Origin of the sequence: Vulgatibacter incomptus (genome assembly GCF_001263175.1) — a bacterium.
GTDB classification, from domain to species: Bacteria; Myxococcota; Myxococcia; order Myxococcales; family Vulgatibacteraceae; genus Vulgatibacter; species Vulgatibacter incomptus.
On record NZ_CP012332.1, the window covers coordinates 943,826 to 961,699 of the forward strand.

The 17,874-nt window shown below is 71.5% G+C and carries 13 protein-coding genes; 5 read left to right on the forward strand and 8 right to left on the reverse strand.

Translation table 11 applies throughout. The features are described 5' to 3' along the window. Window positions 1–4: 4 nt before the first annotated feature. The 3 genes from AKJ08_RS03875 to AKJ08_RS03885 are packed head-to-tail and all read right to left on the reverse strand — an operon-like array spanning window position 5 to window position 4,043. A complete protein-coding gene (locus AKJ08_RS03875; RefSeq protein ID WP_050724853.1) occupies window positions 5–931 on the reverse strand; it encodes a hypothetical protein in 927 nt (308 codons plus the stop codon). Then, on the reverse strand, window positions 928–2,937 hold the full coding sequence (locus AKJ08_RS03880; protein WP_050724854.1) for a serine/threonine-protein kinase: 2,010 nt from the start codon (window positions 2,935–2,937) through the stop codon (window positions 928–930). The genes AKJ08_RS03875 and AKJ08_RS03880 overlap by 4 nt, the downstream gene beginning before the upstream one ends. Further along, a complete protein-coding gene (locus tag AKJ08_RS03885; RefSeq protein ID WP_050724855.1) occupies window positions 2,934–4,043 on the reverse strand; it encodes an ATP-dependent 6-phosphofructokinase in 1,110 nt (369 codons plus the stop codon). The genes AKJ08_RS03880 and AKJ08_RS03885 overlap by 4 nt, the downstream gene beginning before the upstream one ends. Before the next feature lie 203 nt (window positions 4,044–4,246). On the opposite strand from AKJ08_RS03885, the gene polA reads away from it, so the two are divergent. Continuing rightward, window positions 4,247–6,973 (forward strand): DNA polymerase I, encoded by a 2,727-nt coding sequence (gene polA / locus AKJ08_RS03890; protein WP_050724856.1) that lies wholly within the window; start codon window positions 4,247–4,249, stop codon window positions 6,971–6,973. On the opposite strand, the gene AKJ08_RS18350 is transcribed toward polA, so the two are convergent. Together AKJ08_RS18350 and AKJ08_RS18355 are read right to left on the reverse strand one after the other, a co-directional pair. After that, window positions 6,881–8,023 (reverse strand): peptidase MA family metallohydrolase, encoded by a 1,143-nt coding sequence (locus AKJ08_RS18350; protein ID WP_082342660.1) that lies wholly within the window; start codon window positions 8,021–8,023, stop codon window positions 6,881–6,883. The two genes, polA and AKJ08_RS18350, sit on opposite strands and share 93 nt — an antisense overlap. Then, window positions 8,020–8,319, reverse strand: coding sequence for a DUF167 domain-containing protein (locus AKJ08_RS18355; protein ID WP_082342662.1), 300 nt, complete (start codon window positions 8,317–8,319; stop codon window positions 8,020–8,022). Before AKJ08_RS18355 ends, AKJ08_RS18350 begins: the two co-directional genes overlap by 4 nt. Before the next feature lie 211 nt (window positions 8,320–8,530). Here AKJ08_RS18355 and AKJ08_RS19055 point away from each other — a divergent pair, with 211 nt between their 5' ends. Both AKJ08_RS19055 and AKJ08_RS03905 read left to right on the forward strand, forming a co-directional pair. Next, complete coding sequence (locus AKJ08_RS19055) at window positions 8,531–10,243, forward strand: hypothetical protein (protein WP_157370456.1); 1,713 nt, start codon at window positions 8,531–8,533, stop codon at window positions 10,241–10,243. 20 nt (window positions 10,244–10,263) lie between these two features. Then, window positions 10,264–10,710, forward strand: coding sequence for a YfiM family protein (locus tag AKJ08_RS03905; protein ID WP_050724859.1), 447 nt, complete (start codon window positions 10,264–10,266; stop codon window positions 10,708–10,710). 66 nt (window positions 10,711–10,776) lie between these two features. Here AKJ08_RS03905 and AKJ08_RS03910 read toward each other — a convergent pair whose 3' ends face one another. From AKJ08_RS03910 to AKJ08_RS03920, 3 genes are all read right to left on the reverse strand, one after another. Continuing rightward, window positions 10,777–11,514, reverse strand: coding sequence for an SIMPL domain-containing protein (locus tag AKJ08_RS03910; RefSeq protein WP_050724860.1), 738 nt, complete (start codon window positions 11,512–11,514; stop codon window positions 10,777–10,779). 146 nt (window positions 11,515–11,660) lie between these two features. Next, window positions 11,661–13,187, reverse strand: a complete 1,527-nt coding sequence (locus AKJ08_RS03915; RefSeq protein WP_050724861.1) for an FAD-dependent oxidoreductase — start codon at window positions 13,185–13,187, stop codon at window positions 11,661–11,663. After that, window positions 13,184–14,512 (reverse strand): (2Fe-2S)-binding protein, encoded by a 1,329-nt coding sequence (locus AKJ08_RS03920; protein ID WP_050724862.1) that lies wholly within the window; start codon window positions 14,510–14,512, stop codon window positions 13,184–13,186. Before AKJ08_RS03920 ends, AKJ08_RS03915 begins: the two co-directional genes overlap by 4 nt. A gap of 208 nt (window positions 14,513–14,720) precedes the next feature. Here AKJ08_RS03920 and argC point away from each other — a divergent pair, with 208 nt between their 5' ends. Both argC and argJ read left to right on the forward strand, forming a co-directional pair. Then, complete coding sequence (argC, locus tag AKJ08_RS03925) at window positions 14,721–15,758, forward strand: N-acetyl-gamma-glutamyl-phosphate reductase (protein WP_050724863.1); 1,038 nt, start codon at window positions 14,721–14,723, stop codon at window positions 15,756–15,758. Then, window positions 15,755–17,872: a bifunctional glutamate N-acetyltransferase/amino-acid acetyltransferase ArgJ gene (argJ, locus tag AKJ08_RS03930; RefSeq protein WP_050724864.1), complete on the forward strand. Its 2,118-nt coding sequence runs from the start codon at window positions 15,755–15,757 to the stop codon at window positions 17,870–17,872. Before argC ends, argJ begins: the two co-directional genes overlap by 4 nt. Window positions 17,873–17,874: the final 2 nt, after the last annotated feature.

Consider the following 17,874-nt stretch of genomic DNA (forward strand, 5'->3'; position numbering starts at 1 on the left):
TTCGTCAGAACTGCAGGGCCAGGCCCAGCGAGGCACCGTCGGGACCGGCTTCGAGGATCGGGACCGCCATGGGCGCCCGGGCGCCGGCACGGAGGTCCGGCGAGCCCGGCGAGCCCGGCGCGGAGCCGCGGCGCTCAGGCTCGAAGCGGCTCCAGGCGTCCGCGATCCCTGCGGCCCAGGAGAGGTAGAAGATCGCGGCGGAGGTCCACTTCACGGTGTCGAGAGTGCGGGCGAGGGGGAGGTCCCTGCGCGCCACCTTGCCGCCCGACGCGACGTTGTTGAGGGCGAGGAAGGTCGCGGCGCTGGTGGCCCCTGCGGCGAGCTGGATCGACCCGAGGATGTAGCCGGCGGTGGTGTCGCCGTTCTGGAACTGGCCGGCGCCGAAGGGCAGGAAGACCAGCGCGAGGTTGCGAGGCGCCGGCGTGAGCCCCGAGGCGCCGGACTCGCTGCCGGCCCGGGCCTGCGCGTCGAGGAAGCGGCGACGGGCCTCCTCTTCGGCTCGGCGCGCCTCCTTCGCGCGCCGCCGTTGTTCGCGGATCGGCGCCAGGTCCTCCTCGTGCTCGGTGCGCACCAGGTCGAAGAACGCCACCGCGGCCGGGGTCGTGAAGAAGGGATCCAGCCGGTACTCGGGCTCGATCGAGAGGAGCTGCAGGAAGAAGCGCTCCGCTTTCTCCTTACGGTCGGGAGCCTGGTCGTAGAACCACGCGAGGGCGACGATCCGGTTGGCGTCGACGAGCTGCTCGTCGCTGGCGAGGACGTTCCGATCGAGCAGGGACGCAGCGAGATCCCGGGCCTGGGCGTAGTCTCCGTACTCGAATAAGTCCCTCGCGCGGCGCAGGTCGTCGTCGGCCGCGGCGAGGGCAGCAACCGGCGCCAGCGCGAGGAGCAGCGCAGGGAGGAGGCGTCGAAACCATCGGCCCCAGGCCTTCAACGATCGCCTCCCGCAGGAGGCAGCGCGAAGCGCAGCGGCGCGGAGCGGGCGTGCTCGCCGGCCCGCACGGTGGCCTCGCCGCGAAGGGAGCCGGCGATCCCCGAGCCGCTCGGCGGGAAGAGCTCGAAGCGGATGGACTTCACGTAGCGCTCCTGCCCGGCGTCGTTCCGGGAGAAGGCCACCGCGACCCCTCCTCGCCGATTCACGTCGGCAACCGTACCCTTGTAGGTCCCGTCGAGCCAGACCTCAGCGTCGGGGAGGTCGGAATCGATCGTGAACCAGCCGCTCTCGAGGGGCGCGAGGACGATGCTCCGCTGGACCGGCTCGGCTCCTTCGGCGATCTCGAGGGTCTCCTCCCAGGCTTCGCAGCAGCCGGAGTGGGTGAGGGAGAGGGTGTGGTGGCCGGCGGAGAGCTCACCGGACCAGGAGGGAGCCACCGTGTCGACGGCGGCGCCGTCGATGGAGAGGGTCGCGCCCTGCGGCACCCACCGAAGCTGGACCATTCGCTTGGACCGAGTCGGCCGCTCGTTGGCTTCCGGCGCTGCGGCCCGGGCTGAATCCCGGTTGCGTCCGGGTGCCGTCTCGGGGGAGGCCTTCGCCTCGCGGTCGAGGCCTGCCGGGGCCCCTTCCCCTGGCTCGGCTCGAGCGCCCCGGTCCGACACGGGGCGATCGGACACGGGTCGGTCGGACGCGGGTCGATCGGGCGTGGCAGGCGACGTCGGCCCCGCTGAGGCCTCCGGGCGCGGCGCCGTCGGGTCGGCTTCCGCGCTCGTGCGTTCTCGGGGGAGGCTGCCGGGCGATTCGCTCGGGCGGTCCCGCGGAGGGTCCTCGGACGGTGGAGCAACGCCCGACGGAGCCTCGGGGCGGTTCATCCAACTCCAGAGCCCGAATCCGCCCCCGGCGACCAGGACCGCGGAGCCCAGCACGATGGCGCCTTTCGCGAGCCGCCGCCGGAGCATCCGGCCCCGTCCCATCCGCTCGAGAAGCGCCTTCGCTCGCTCGTTTCCGGGATCGAGGGCGAGCACGCGATCGAGGACGGCCACCGCGCGGGCAGGGCGCCTCGCCGCCATCGCCGCGTGGCCCTCGGCGAGGAGCTTCGCCAGCAGCCGGAGACGGAGCGCCTCGCGGAAACCCTGCGGATCCCCGAAGAAGGCCCGGAGCTCCGCGTCTCCGGCGGAGAGGCCGCTCGCCGCCAGGACCTCGAGGAGCGCGGCCCGAAGCGCCCCCATGCTCGCGTAGCGCGTGTCCGGCTCGCGCCGGAGGCACGTGGCGATCACCTCGGCGAGCTCGTCCGAGCAGGCGGGAGCGGCGAGGCGGGGATCGGGATAGTCGGCCTCGAGGATCCGCCGCAGGGTCTGGGTGGTGTTGTTCCCCTCGAAGGCCATCCGGCCGGTGACCATCCAGTAGAGGATCGTCCCCAGGGAGAAGAGGTCGGCCGCGACCCCGATCTCGCCGCCCTCGATGACCTCCGGAGCCATGTGGAGCGGCGAGCCGACGAGCGCGCCCGTCATGGTCATCCGCTCGTCCTTGCCGATCATCCGGGCGATGCCGAAGTCCATCAGCTTCAGCTCGCCGTCGTCGCCGACCATCACGTTTTCGGGCTTGAGATCGCGATGGATCACGCCGGCGGCGTGGGCGTGCTCGAGGGCCTCGGCCAGCCTCTCGGCCAGCAGGGCGCCGACCTCGGGGAGCCCGATGCCGATCTCCTGGGCGAAGGCGAGGAGGGTGCGTCCCTTCACGTACTCCGTGACGATGAAGCTCTCCGCCGCGTCGTCGCCGGAGAAGTCGAAGATCTCGACGATGTTCGGGTGGCGCAGCCGCGCAACGGCCCGCGCTTCACGAGAGAACCGGCGCCGGCTCTCCTCGCGGCCGGCGAGGTGCGGGTGCATCACCTTGACCGCGACGTCGCGCTCGAGGGCGGCGTCGTGGGCCTTGTAGACCACGGCCATGCCGCCGCTTCCGATCTCCTCGAGGAGCCGGTATCGATCGAGCTGGCGCCCGATCACCGCCCCTCCGCCTCGTCGCCGAAGGTGAGGCCGAGCTGCCGGCCGAAGCGGACGAGCTCTCCGTCCGCGTCCACGAGGCGGGTCTTCGAGGCGTGCGACAGCGGCACCGCCTCGATCTCGCTCCCCTTCAGCGCCACCATGTGATCGAAGACGCCATCCTCCACGAGCTCCACGGCGCGGCAGCCGAACCTCGAGCCGAGGAGGCGATCGTACGCGGTGGGAGTCCCGCCCCGGGCCAGGTGCCCGAGGACCGTCACCCGGATCTCGTGCTCGGTGATCCGCTCGGCCAGGAGGTCCGCCGCCACGCGGCCGGCGCCGCCCAGGCGGACCACGCCCCGGCCCGGAGTGGCCGTCTCCGATTCCGCCACGGAGGGCGCGCCTCCCTTCGGCGCGGCCCCCTCGGCGACGACGATGATCGAGAAGCTCTGGCCGGCCTTGGCCCGCTCGCGGACCATGCGCACCAGCGGCTCGACCTCGTAGGGGATCTCCGGGATCAGCACCGCGTTGGCGCCGCCGGCGATGGCGGCGTGGAGCGCGAGGTGGCCGGCGGTCCGGCCCATCACCTCGAGGAGCATCACGCGGTCGTGGGACTCGGCCGTGGTGTGGAGCCTGCCCACTGCCTCGGTGGCGGTGGAGCGGGCGGTGTCGAAGCCGAAGGTGACGTCGGTGTCGGAGAGGTCGTTGTCGATGGTCTTGGGGCAGCCGACCACCGGGAGCCCCTTCTTGGCGAGGCCGTGGGCGATCTGCAGGGTCCCGTCGCCGCCGATGCAGATCAGCGCGTCGAAGCCGAGTCGGCGCAGCCGCTCGATCACCTCGTCGGAGCGATCCTCCTCCACCCACGAGTCGCCGTTCCGGCGCGGGTAGCGGAAGGGGTTCGCCTTGTTCGAGGTCCCGAGGATCGTTCCGCCGCGATCGAGGATCCCCCGCACCTCGTCGAAGCCGAGCGGGATCGGCGGGATCGGCTCGACCACGCCGAAGAAGCCGTCCTCGAAGCCGAAGACCTCCCACCCACGTCCGACGGCGCTCTTGACCACCGCGCGGATCACCGCGTTGAGCCCCGGGCAGTCCCCGCCGCCGGTCAGCACCCCGATTCGCTTCGTCGACATGGCCACGATCCCGAGCCGAAGACCCGCGCAAGGGCCGGCACCACACCCCTCGAAACCAAAGCCGGCCGAATCCGCGCGATTCTAGGCGCGTGAAGGTGGACGGGCAACGCCAACGTGCCAGGTCTCGGCACGACGGGACCGCTCCTCGGTCTCGTCCGTCGCGGACGCTTACGGCATGGAAAGGCCTCTGCTATACCCTCCGAATGTCGACCGAGCGCCAGACCCTCACCCTGATCGACGGATCCGCCTACATCTTCCGCGCGTACCACGCGATCCGCTCCGAGCTGACAACGTCGAAGGGCCTGCCGACCCGCGCGGTCTTCGGCTTCGCGCGGATGATGCTCAAGTCGCTGCGCGAGGCGTCGCCCACCCACGTGGCCGTAGTCTGGGACAAGGATGGCCGCGCGCTGCGCCAGAAGATCGACCCCGAGTACAAGGCCCACCGCCCCTCGACGCCCGAGGATCTGAAGGTCCAGTTCCCCTACATCCGGCAGGTGGTCGACGCCCTCGCGGTCCCCAGCGTGGAGAAGGAAGGCTGGGAGGCCGACGACCTGATCGCCACGCTGTCGAAGGAAGCGGTGGCGGCGGGCTTCGACGTGGTGATCGTCACCGGCGACAAGGACTTCTCCCAGATCGTGGGCCCCCACGTGCGGCTCTACGACGGGATGATGGACAAGTGGACCGGCCCGGCGGAGGTCGAGGCGAAGTGGGGGGTGCCTCCCGAGCGGTTCCTCGAGCTCCAGGCCCTCCTCGGCGACTCGGTGGACAACATCCCCGGGATCCCGGGCGTCGGCGAAAAGACGGCGGCAGAGCTGGTGGCGCGGTTCGGCGACGCGCAGAGCGTGATCGCGGCCTGCGAGCGCGGCGAGGTGTCGAAGAAGAAGGTCGCTGCCTCCATCGTGGAGGGGCGCGAGCGGATCGCCACGAACCGGGAGCTCGCGAGGCTGCGGGACGACGTCGAGCTGCCGATGACCCCGGCGGAGCTCGTCAGGCGGCAGCCCGATCCCGCCGCCGTCCAGCAGCTCTTCCGGGAGCTCGAGTTCTTCGCCCTCCTGCGGGAGCTGCCGGGCCTGCTCGCCGAGCTGCCTCCGGGAGAGGCCGCCGCCGTAGCACCCACGGTGATGGCCGCCCCGACTTTCGAGCCGCCTCCCACGCTCCTGGTGACGGATTCGGACGCGCTCGCCTCGCTGGTCGCGCGGATCCGGGAGGCGGAGAGCGTCGGGCTCCGGGCGGCGGCGCCGGACGAAGCCGTCCACGACGGGGCCTTCGCCGGACTCGCCGTGGCGATCCCTGGCGGTCCCAGCGCGTATCTCCCGCTGGCGCATCGGGGGATCTTCGCAGGGCCGCAGCTTCCCCGCGACGTGGTCCTGCGCGCGATCGGCGACGCCCTCGCCGGAAAGCGGTGGACCGGCACCGAGACCGGCCGCGACCTGGCGCTCCTCCTTGGCACGGGCCTCACCGTCGATGGACCCGCGGGTGACGCCGCGATCGCCTCCTATCTGCTGAACCCGGCGCGTCGCACCTTCGCGGTGACGGATCTCAGCAGGGAGAAGCTGGGCTTCGACCTCGCAGAGCCCGCGTCGTTCGTCGGAACGGGGAAAGACCGCAAGGCCTTCGCCGACCTCGAGCCCGCGGTGGTCGGTCAGTGGATGGGCGCCGCCGCGGCGTGTGCCATCGAGATCGAGGCGGCCCTGGCGAAGGAGCTCGGCCCCCTCGAGACGATCTACCGCGAGCTGGAGCTGCCGCTGGTGCCGATCCTCGCCCGGATGGAGGCCGCTGGGGTGCGGCTCGACATCGAGCTGCTCCGGTCGCTGGACCGCGAGCTCGAGGGCATGCTCGCGAAGCGGCTCGCCGAGTGCTTCGCGGCGGCAGGCCACGAGTTCAACGTCGCCTCGCCCAAGCAGCTCGCCCAGGTCCTCTTCGAGGAGCTGAAGCTGCCGGTGCAGAAGCGGACCAAGACGGGGCCGTCCACCGATCACGAGGTGCTCGAGAAGCTCTCCGAGCAGCACCCGCTCCCGGGCCTGATCCTCGAGCACCGCTCGCTCGCCAAGCTCAAGGGCACCTACGTGGAGGCGCTGCCGCGGTTGGTCGGGCGCGACGGGCGCCTCCACACCACCTTCGATCAGACGAACACGGCCACCGGGCGGCTCGCCTCCCTCGAGCCGAACCTGATGAACATCCCGATCCGCACCGAGCTCGGGAAGCGGATCCGCGAGGCCTTCGTCGCAGACGAGGGCTCCGCGCTGATCTCTGCGGACTACTCGCAGATCGAGCTGCGGATTCTCGCCCACGTCACCGGGGATCCGGGCCTGGTGGAGGCGCTGCGGGCCGGGGCGGACGTCCACCGCCGCACGGCCGCCGAGGTCTTCGGCGTGGACGAGGGCGCGGTCACGTCCGATCAGCGCCGGATCGCGAAGATGATCAACTACGCGGTGGCCTACGGCCTCTCCGCGTTCGGCCTCTCCACCCGGCTGGACATCCCGCCCGGCGAGGCCTCGGCGATCATCCAGCGCTACTTCGAGAAATACGCCGGCGTGAAGGCGTGGATCGATCGGATCGTCGCCGAGGCGAAGGTCAACGGCTTCGTCTCCACGCTGGACGGCCGGCGCCGCTTCCTGCCCGACCTCCAGTCGCGAAACCCGGCGCTGCGGCAGGCGGCGGAGCGCGCGGCGATCAACATGCCGATCCAGGGCACCGCCGCAGACATCATCAAGCGCGCGATGATCGTGCTGGACGCCGAGCTGCGACGCTCGTCGGGCGGGGCGCGGCTCCTGCTGCAGGTGCACGACGAGCTCGTGCTCGAGGTGCCCGAAGCGGAGGTCGCGGACGTGAGCGAGCTAGTCCGCCGGACGATGGAGGGCGCCGCCTCCCTCGCCGTGCCCCTCGTCGTCGACGTCTCCCACGGCCCGAACTGGGCCGCCGCTCACTGACGTCGCGTCTTCCCCGGGCGATGACGGGACGGTGGCCTCGAGCTCCAGGTCGGGGCCGTCCTCCATGGCCTCGATCCGGCGCCTGGTGCGCCGGCGGACGCGCCACGCCCCGATCATGAGGACGACCGCGGCCCAGCCCCACAGCAGCTCGTGATCGAGGAAGAGCGGGAGCCAGGCGTAGCGGGCGCGGAGGGTCTTCTTCCAGGCGATCTCCTGGACGAGGAGCGGCTGGCCGTAGGCCTCGATCACGGCGTCGTCCATGGCCGTGCCCCTGGTGAGGCTCGCGATCAGCGCGCGAAACGGTCGTCCGCCCTCCGCGGAGGCGAGGTAGGCGACGATGGACGCGCTCTGGGCGTAGGCGAGGTCCACGTCGGATGGAGAGCGGGGCCACGAGCGGTCGATCTCCTCGAGCGGGATCAGGGCCCTGGCGGCCGACGCGCGGGCGAGCACCGTGCTCCGGGAGAGGGTCCACTCGTCGGCGTAGAGGAGGGCGAATCCCTCGGTGAGCCAGTGCGGGATCCTCCCGCGGACGACGCGCGCGAGGGCCACGTGGGCGAGCTCGTGGCGAAGCACGGAGCGGACGTCGCCGCTGCGGCTCGAGGCCTGGGTGTCCAGCACGACGAGGCCGAGGTCGGGATACGCGACGCCGGCGGCCCATCCCGGAGCGGGCCTCGTACCGGGCTGGAGCGCCCGGAACTCTTCGCGGCCGTGGCCCACGCGGATCTCTACGGGGCCGCCGTCGGGGAGGCCGATGAGCCGCTCCAGCGCCTCGCGCTCGCCGGCAAGTCCGCCGGCGAAGTCGCGGGCGATCGCCTCGGCGACCCCTGGCGCGGCGAGGAGGGTGGTCGAGGCCGAGCCCGGGGTCTCGATCGAGCGGACGGCGATCCTCGGCGCGTCGGCGACCGGGTCGAGGAGGCGCGGGGCGGGTGCTCCCGGGGCCGGCTCGTCCTGGGGCGCGGCGATCGCCGACGAGGGCAGGGCGCTCGCGATCGCGGCGAACGCGACCAGCGCCGCGCGAAATCTCCTCCAGAATCCGTCGGCGTGTCTCATGACGCCTCGGGAGAGAGAGCCGCCTCGACGAGCTCCACCTTGGCGCCCGTGAGCCGGAGGGTCTTCCGCCTGCCCGTGCTCCCGGCGGAGATCTCCACGGCGCGGCGCGGAATCCCCACCAGGTCGGAGATCAGCTCGATCAAGGCGGCGTTCGCTTCGCCGTCCACGGGCGGCGCCGTGAGCTGCACCTTCAATCGTCCATCGTGCTCGCCGACGACCCGGGATCGCGAGGCCCGAGGCTGGACCACCACCTCGACCAGGACCGAATCGGCGGAGACGCGAAGCCATGGGGCCATGAGCTTCCTCCGGCGCCCACCCTAACCACCGATCCCGGGGTCGCAAGCGACGACGGGCCTTGTGGTCGAACCTCTCACCTGTAGGCGGAGTTTTTGCCGTCTTTCGGAATTTGGAATAATGTCCGCTCGAACCCGATCAGCCGAACCGGATCCGAGGAGCGGCAGGTCTGCACGCAGCGGCGACCCGGAACCGGTTCGAGAGGAGCGATCGATGAGAAGTCTGCATAGATGTCTGTTCGTATTCGCGGCGGTGGCCGCCCTGTCGGCGTGTGGCTCGACCGGTGGCGGGAGCTCATCCGGTGACGGAGGATCCGGCGGCTCGCTTCCGGGGACGGGCGGCACCGGAGGCACCGCAGGAAGCGGCGGCACGTCGCAGCCCGGCGGAACGGGAGGCGGCGGAGGCGCTGCCGGCGGAACCGGGGGCTCGTCGGCGTGCGTGGCGGATGGAGAGTCCTGCCAGCTCGATTCCGGCCGTCCCTGCTGCTCGGGCAACTGCGACGGGTCCGTCTGCCGTCCGGCAGTCTTCTGCCGCGGGGTCGGCGACGAATGCGCGTCGGGATCGGATTGCTGCTCGAACCTCTGCGATCAGAGCCTCGCCGTCCCGAAGTGCAAGGACGGTCGATGCAAGGGGGTCGGCGAGGCTTGCGCGGCCGGCGCCGAGTGCTGCACGGCGACGTGCACGAACAACCAGTGTGCCCCGGTCCCCGGAGGGCCCGGCTGCGGCGTCCTTGGCGAGAGTTGCACGTCCGGGGCCGACTGCTGCTCGACGAACTGCAAGGGGAACATCTGCGTCCGCGCGTACACCTGCCAGGCCACGGGCGATCTCTGCTTCAAGGACTCCGAGTGCTGCGGCAACGCCTGCTCGAAGCACGACGGAACACCTGGTGTGTGTCTGCATATCACTGGTGGCGGCGCGACCGGCTGTGTCCAGGACGGTAACCCCTGCTCCGGCGGCACCACCTGCTGCTCGAGGATCTGCGCCGACCCCGGCTCCGGAGCCACCGTTTGCCAGCCCGCAGGCGGCTGCAGGCTCACGGGCAACTCGTGCGGGACCGCCGACGACTGCTGCGGCGGCGGCGTGAACCCCAACGGCACGGTGCAGTGCGCCGGAGGCCGGTGCGACAACGGCCAGGCCTGCAACCCGGTGGGCAACATCTGCGGCGCCCCGGTGCTGCCGGGCGGCGGGAGCATCAACGCCTCGCAGGACTGCTGCGACGGCAAGAAGGCGGTGTGCAAGCTCGACGGCGCGGGAATCCCGCGCTGCTTCGGCGGCAAGTCGCCCGAGTGTCCCGAGGGCTACACGGGCCAGGCGCCCTGCTGCATCGAAGCGGGCGAGACCTGCCAGTTCCGCGATCAGTGCTGCGGGGGCGCGCCCTGCATCCCGGGCCCCAACGGCGGCTTCGTCTGCGCCGAGCAGACCTGCGTCCCCGCGGGAGACACCTGTGATCCGGCGGCCGACACCTGCTGCGACGGAGCGCGCTGCCTCCCGGCCGGGGAGTTCGGGCACGTCTGCCGATACGATTCCGGCGGGACCGGCGGAACGGGCGGTGGCGGGTCCGGCGGATCGGGCGGTACGGGTGGCTCGGGCGGGACCGGTGGCAACCCGTGTGCGCCCAACGGCCAGCACTGCAGCAACGGAACCGACTGCTGCTCGGGGATCTGCGACAACGGGGTTTGCACGGCCCAGCGGATTTGCCAGCAGAAGGACGACGTCTGCACGTCGAGCGGGGACTGCTGTCTGGGTCTCACCTGCATCATCTCGGCAGGGAGCATCTCGGGCACCTGCCAGCAGGGCGAGAGCTGCGGCATGCCCGGCCAGACGTGCACCAACAACGCGGGCTGCTGCCAGGGGCTGCGGTGCCTCGACGACGCCGGCCTCTCTTGCACCGGCGGTTCCTGCGCCTGTGCGGTCGTCCTCGGCTGACCCGTCGACGCGAGCGCTGCTTGACCGGCGCAGCGCCCGGGGGCACCGTCGCCCCCATGGTGCGCGCCGGGTTTCTCCTGTCGATCTTCCTCTCGATGGCTCTCGTTCCTGCCTCAGCCCGGGCCAGCGATCCCGACCCGTGGTTCGGGCACGACAAGTTCCTGCACTTCTCGGTGAGCAACGGCCTCGCCGCCGGTGGCTACGCGGTGAGCTCGCTCTTCTGGGAGGGGCGGACGGAGAGGCTGATCGCTGGCGGGAGCTTCTCGCTCGCCCTGGGGGCCGCCAAGGAGCTCTACGACATGACCGGTCGCGGCGATCCGTCGTGGCGGGATTTCACCTGGGACGTGATCGGAACGGCGACGGGCCTGGCGCTTGCCTGGGGGATCGACGAGCTCTTCTTCCGGTCGGATGCCCGCAAGCCGGTCGAGGCCGCCGCCACCCCCGGCGGGCTCGCCATTCGCTGGTAGCGCAGCTCGCGCCATGAGGCCGGCGGACGAAGGAATTCGTCTCACCGGCCTCGGTGGAGCGACCTGCTACTCCAGCGCGTAGCGGACCTGCACGGAGGCCCGAACCTGGATCTCGCCGGGCTCGACGGAGGTGGAGGCGCCCCTCATGTCCATCGCCATCGACTTCATCATCATCGGCTGCGGGGGCCCGATCTCGGCGCCAGCCTCGTGGGCCTCGCGCAGCGCGCCGAGCTTGGCGCCGAGCGAGGAGGCGATGGCGGTGGCCTTGGCGCGGGCGTTCGCCGACGCGAGGCGAAGGGCCTCGATCCGCTGCGGCGTGTCGTCAGCGATCTCGAAGGAGACGCCGTCCACGGAGTTCGCTCCACCCGCGAGCGCGGCGTCGAGCACCGAGCCCACCGTGGGCCCCTTGGCGTCGAGGGCCAGCTCGACGCGGAGGGTGTTCGTGGCGCGGAAGCCGATCACCTTGGGGTCGTGATCGTACTCACCCGGCTTCGGCTGGGCGTAGACCGGGTAGAGGTTGATCCGGTCGGTGGCGATCTTGTTCGCCGGGACGCCGAGCTTGCGCAGGGAGGCCATCACCTTCTCCATCACGGCGTTGACGGCGGCCTGGGCCTTCTGCGCGGTCGGCGCCTGCTGCTGCACGCCGAAGCGCACCACGGCGAGGTCGGGGGCGGCGTGCACGACGCCTACGCCTTCGGCGGCGACCATCGGCGGGGGCATCATGGCGCCCTTCTCCGCATCCGCGGCCCGTGCAGCGAGGGGAGCGGAGAGGAGGAGGAGGGGGAGGATCAGGGATCGACGCATCGTTCGTCTCCAGGGTTGACGCAGCAAGCTTCGCCCGGCGCGCCCACGTGTGAGGCGGCCCGACGCTCGGTACTTGTAGGTCCGACGATCTCCGGCCGCCGGGAATTCACCCGAATCCGCACGAAATCCGAGCGCGGGTGAAGCCCTCAGCCGATGATGAAGTCCTCGACGATGAGCTTGCCCGTGCGGAAGCGCTCCAGGGTGAAGCGGTCGAAGATCTCGTCCTTGGCGCCGCCGGCCATCCACGTGGCCATGGCCTCGGTGACGGCGGGGGCCATCATGAAGCCGTGGCCCACGAAGCCGTTGAGCTGGAGGAGGTTGGGCAGCTCCGGGGTCTCGCCGAGGATCGGGTTGTTGTCGGGCGTGTGGTCGTAGCAGCCCGCCCACTGGCGGATGACCTTCACGTCGCGCAAGGAGGGCACGCAGTCGATGATGGCCTTCGAGTAGCGCGCCAGGAAGCGCAGGGTGGAGCCCATCTCGAGGCCGGCGGGCTCGTTGGGATCGCCCATGCCGCCGACGATCTCGCCGCGCATCGACTGGCTGAAGTAGAGGCCGCTGTGCCCGATGATCGAGACGAGGGGCCCGAGCCACGGCTTGAGGGGCTCGCTGCTGCAGATCTCGTGGCGGTGCGGCTCGTTGGGGAGCTCGACGCCGGCGAGCCGCGCGACGCCGGGAGACCACGCGCCGGCGGCGTTGACGAGGACGTTGCAGCGCACGGTGCCGCGGTCGGTGCGGACGCCGAGGACCTTGCCGCCGCCGGTCTCGATGTCGAGCACCTTGGTGAAGGTCTCGACCCGGACGCCGAGCTTCCGGGCGCCGTTGGCGTAGCCCCAGAGGAAGGGCCAGGGGAAGACCACGCCGTCGTCGGGGTTGAAGGCCGCCGCGACGAACTTGCCGCCGTCGAGCTGGGGGACGATCTCCTTGGCGCCGCCAGGCGAGAGCATGCGCGTGGGGACGCCGAGGCTGTTGTGGAGGCGGGTGTTCTGCTCGAGGCGATCGGCCTGCTCCGCGTCCGGCGCGAGGAAGAGGTAGCCGCCCTGGCGGAACCAGACGTTGATGCCGAACTCCCGCGCGAACGAGCGGCAGAGCTCGATGGAGCGCTTCGCGAGGCGGACGTTGGTGGCGGTGGACCACTGGGCGCGGACGCCGCCGCCGTTGCGGCCGGAGGCGCCGCTGCAGAGGTAGCCCTCCTCGAGGACCAGGACGTCCTTGCGCCCGAGGCGGGCGAGGTTCCAGGCCAGCGAGAGGCCCATGATGCCGCCGCCGACGATCACGACGTCGGCGTGGGCCGGGAGCGGCTCGGTGGGCCGAAGGGGGTGGGACTCCGCCTTCGGGAAGCCGTCGGCCTCCACCTGGTCGTAGGGCTCGATCGGCGGGGGAACTCCGGGCCCGGGGACCTCGGTCGGATCCACCGGCCAGGTCGCGAGCTCGCCGTAGGAGACGAGGCGCGTGGGCGGGCGCGGCGTGAAGGGGAGGAGGGCGGAGTGGGGAACCTTGGCCTCCGCCTCCAGGATCCGGGCGACCGCAGCGGTGCAGCTCTTTCCCTGGCAGAGGCCGGTCCCGAAGCCGGTGAAGCGCTTGACCGACTCGATGTCGCGGAAGCCCTTGGCGATCGCGTGGCGCACGTCGTCGACGGTCACGTCCTCGCAGGTGCAGACGAAAGCCTTGCTCATCCTTCACCTCGAACCGCGAGGAGGGCGACCGCCGTGCGGCCGGCGCCGTCGCCCTGGCGGCGGCTCTCAATTGGCGTACAGGTTCCGGTCATCTCGCCGCAGGCGAGGACCCCCGGGACGCCGGTGGAGAAGCGCTCGTCCACGCGGACGGCGAAGCCCCCGTCGCGCCAATCGACGTGGGCGCCTGCGTGCCTCGCGAGGTCCAGGAAGGCCGACGTCTCGCCGGCCACGGCGATGAGGTCGCATCCCACCTTCATCGGCCGGCCCGGACCGTTCGCGATCACCGCGCCGGCGACCTTCGACCGACCCACGGCCCGCAGGAGCTGGCCCTCGGGGCAGCCTCGCAACCCGACCACCGCGCGGAGCTCGGCGCCTGCGTCGACGAGGAGCTTCGCGAGGGCGTCCCGCTCGGGTCCGTGGCCCGCGACCACCACCTCGCGGCCCGGCAGGATCCCGTCGCGGGTCACGAGGCGCGCCAGCGCCCGCCCCGCGAAGACACCCGGGAGCTCGTTGTTCCCGAACGGAGCCAGGAGCTCGGTGGCGCCGGCGGCGAGGATCACGACCTTCGGACGGATCACGAGGAGGCGCCTGCCGGGAGCCTTCGCCGCCACGAGGATCCCGTCCTCGCGGTAGAGGCCGAAGGCGAAGGTCCGCGTGAACAGGTGTACGCCCGCCTGGCGCAGGGCCGCCTCGGAGCCGTTCCTCTCGTCGGAATAGAGGCCCGTTTGCAGCCTCCCGCCGGTCGTGCCCTGCTCGTCGACGAGGGTCACCGCCGCCCCGCCGACCTTGGCGGCGGCGAGGGCCGCGGCGGTCCCCGCGCTCCCGCCTCCGACAACGAGGATGTCGGTCCGGTGCTCGAGGAAGCTCGCGCCTTCCCGCCTCGCCTCGTCCGGCAGCAGGCCCAGGCCCGCCATCTGCCGGGCCACCGTGGCAACCACCTTCTCCACCAGGGGCACGCCGGCGAAGAGGGTGTGATGGTCGAGGCCCTTCGGGTACATCCAGTCGATGGTCCGGAAGACGTCGCGGTCCACGCCGGGGAAGGCGTTCTGGCGCTCGATCTTGCAGCCCTCGCGCGCCGGCGTGATGCAGGTGTAGACGTTGGGCTCGCCGTCGACCCGCATGACGCAGTGGGAGCAGCGGCCCGAGAGGCAGTAGGGCCCCCTCGCCCGGTGGTACTTCACCGCGCGGGAGAAGACCTCTACGCCGGCAGCCAGGAGCGAGGCGGCGATCGGCTCGCCCTCCTTGGCCGGAATGGGCTCGCCCTCGAACTCGAGCCGGATCTCCCGACCGGCGGGACCGCCCGAAAGCCTCTCAGCCTTTGCCATGAACGCGCCTCTCGGCTCGGCGGGAGTTCAGGTCGACCGCCGGAAAATCGCCGGCTCTATAGCACGAAACGCGGGCGCTCCGAGCGCCTCGACAGGCCCCTGGAGCGCGCCTCTCGCTGCCTTCGCGATCCATGCCGTCGGGACGGCCATCCTTTCGGGCGAGCAACCCCTTGACGCCATGCATAGTCCGCGCATAAAGATGCGCGCCATGAATGAGCGGGTCGGAGTCATCGGCGCGTCGGGCTACTCGGGGATCGAGCTGACGCGCATCCTGGCGGGTCATCCCGGCGTTCGCCTGATCCTGGCGTCGAGCGATCGCTGGGCGGGCGAGCGCGTGGAAGAGGCCTCCCGGATCGCCGGGCGGGAGCTCCGCTACGTGGATCTGGCCCAGGCCGAGCGCCTCGCCGCCGAGTGCGACGTGCTCTTCCTCGCCACGCCGGCGGACGCGTCCCTGCGGCTCGCCCCCGCGCTCCTCGAGCAGGGCTGCCGGGTGATCGACCTCTCCGGCGCGTTCCGCATCGATGATTCGGCGGCCTTCGAGCGCTTCTACGGCCTCACCGCTTCGAACCTCCAGTCCAGCGCCGTCTACGGCCTCCCCGAGCTCTTCCGCAACCGGGTCCACGGCGCGCGCCTGGTGGCGAACCCCGGCTGCTATCCCACCGCGGCCTCCCTCGCCCTGGCGCCGCTCCTCCGCGAGGAGCTCCTCGAGCCCGACCTGATCGTGAACGCCGCCTCCGGCGTGACCGGCGCGGGGCGGACGGCGAAGGAGGATTTCAGCTTCGCCGAGGTCGCGGAGGACTTCCGCGCCTACAAGGTCCTGCGCCACCAGCACACGCCCGAGATCGAGCAGACGCTGTCGGGCTGCGCCGGCAGCGCGGTGAACGTCACCTTCACGCCGCACCTCCTCCCGATCCGCCGCGGGATCCTCTGCACCTCCTACGGCCGCCTCCGGCGCAAGGCCACCTCGGAAGAGCTCCGCGCGCTCCTCGAAGAGGCCTGGCACGACGAGCCCTTCGTCGACGTGGCTCCTTCGCCGGACCAGGTCTCGCTCCACCGCGTGGTCGGCACCAACCGCTGCCTCGTCGGCGTCGCCTGCGAGCCCGAGGTCGGCGGCAGGGTGGTGGTCGTCTCCGCCATCGACAACCTCGTGAAGGGCGCCGCCGGCCAGGCGGTCCAGAACCTCAACCTCCTCCTCGGCTTCGACGAATCGACGGGCCTGTCCGGCCTTCGAGGCTTCCACCCATGAATCTCCCCCTCGGTTTCACGTTCTCCGGCGTCCCCTGCGGCATCAAGCCCCACCGCCGGGACCTCGCCCTCGTGGCGAGCGACGTCCCATGCGCCGCCGCCGGCGTCTTCACCGTGAACAAGGCGAAGGCCGCTCCCGTGCTCGACGCCGAGGCGAGGCTCCCCTCCGCCGGCGTTCGCGCCGTGGTGATCAACGCCGGCAACGCCAACGCCCTCACCGGCAGCGCGGGCCCCGCCGCCGTGGCGCAGGTGCACGCTGCCATCGCCGAGGCGCTCGGCGTCTCTCCGGAGGCCGTGCTCTCCGCCTCCACCGGCGTCATCGGCGTGCCGCTCCCCGCGCAGAAGATCGTCGCCGCCGCCCCGGCCCTCGTCGCCGATCTCAAGGCCGACGCCCAGCCCGCGGCCGAGGCGATCATGACCACCGACACCCGGAAGAAGCTCGCTTCGCGGGTGGTGCACCTGGGCGGCGCCGAGGTCACGATCGCGGCGATCTGCAAGGGCTCGGGGATGATCGCCCCCCAGCTCGCGACCATGATCTCGGTGATCACCACCGACTGCGCGATCGCGCCCGAGCTCCTCGCCGGCGCGCTGCGGACGGCGGTGAAGCCGACGTTCAACCGGCTCACCGTCGACGACGACATGAGCACCAACGACGCCGTCTTCGCCATGGCGAACGGCATGGCGGGCAACGCGCCCCTCGAGGCGGGGAGCGCGGACCTCGCGCTCTTCACCGAGGCCCTCTCGTCGCTCTGCGAGGAGCTCGCCAAAGAGATCGCCGCGGACGGCGAGGGCGCCACCAAGCGCCTCGAGATCCGTGTGAACGGCGCGCCCGACGAGGCGATCGCCGAGGACGTAGCCAAGGCGATCGCGGGCTCCTCCCTGGTGAAGGCGGCGATCTTCGGCGCCGATCCCAACTGGGGCCGCATCCTCTCCACCGTCGGCGCCCGCGCGGGCTCCCAGGGCTTCGCGATCGATCCCTACGGCGCGAGCGTGAAGATCCAGGACCTCGTCGTGTACGACGGCGCCCCCGCCGACGCGGACAAGACGATCCTCAAGGCGCGGATGCGCGAGCCCGAGGTGAAGGTCGACGTCGAGCTCCGCGCCGGCGCCGCCTCCGCCACCGCCTGGGGCTGCGACCTCTCCTACGACTACGTGAAGATCAACGCGGACTACACCTCGCTGATCGTGCAGACCCCCACCGGCGGCGTGGCCAAGGACGAGCGGCTCTCCAACTACAGCCCCGCGTTCAAGGTCTCCCTCCTCGTGGAGGCCCTCGGCTACATCTCGCGCTTCAAGGGCCAGCGCTGCGTCATCAAGTACGGCGGCGCGGCCATGACCCGCGAGTCGCTGAAGCGCTCCTTCTGCGAGGACATCCTCCTCCTGCGCTCCGTCGGCCTCTGCCCGATCGTGGTGCACGGCGGCGGCCCCGACATCACCCGCGCTCTCGAGAAGATGGGCGGCACCGCCGAGTTCATCGACGGCCAGCGCGTCACCCATGCCTCGGATCTCAAGGTTGTGGAGATGGTGCTCACCGGCTCCATCAACACCGAGCTCGTGACGCTCCTCAACCAGCGCGGCGCAAACGCCGTGGGCCTCTCCGGCAAGGACGCGGCGCTCCTCGAGGCCAAGAAGCTCGTGCGCGAGGACGGCAAGGACCTGGGGCAGGTGGGCGAGCTCACCAAGGTGAACGCGAACCTCCTCGAGCTGTTGCTGCAGCGGGACTACGTGCCCGTGATCTCGCCGGTGGGCCTGGGCGAGGGCGGCCACGGCTACAACCTCAACGCCGACGTGGTGGCCGCAGGCGTCGCCGCCGCGGTGGGCGCGAGCAAGCTCATCTACCTGAGCGACGTGCCGGGGATCCTGGACGGCGGCGAGCTCGTCAGCGAGCTGAACGCCCGCACCCTCCGCGAGGAGCTGAATTCCGGCAAGATCTCCGGCGGGATGACCGTGAAGGCGCGCTCGATTCTGCGCGCGCTAGAGGGCGGCGTCAGCGACGTCCACGTGATCGACGGGCGCACGCCCCACAGCGTGATCGCCGAGCTCTTCACCGAGCACGGCGTGGGTACGCTCATCCGCGCGGGGGAGGGTGACCCCTCCTTGAAACAGGTGGGCTGAAC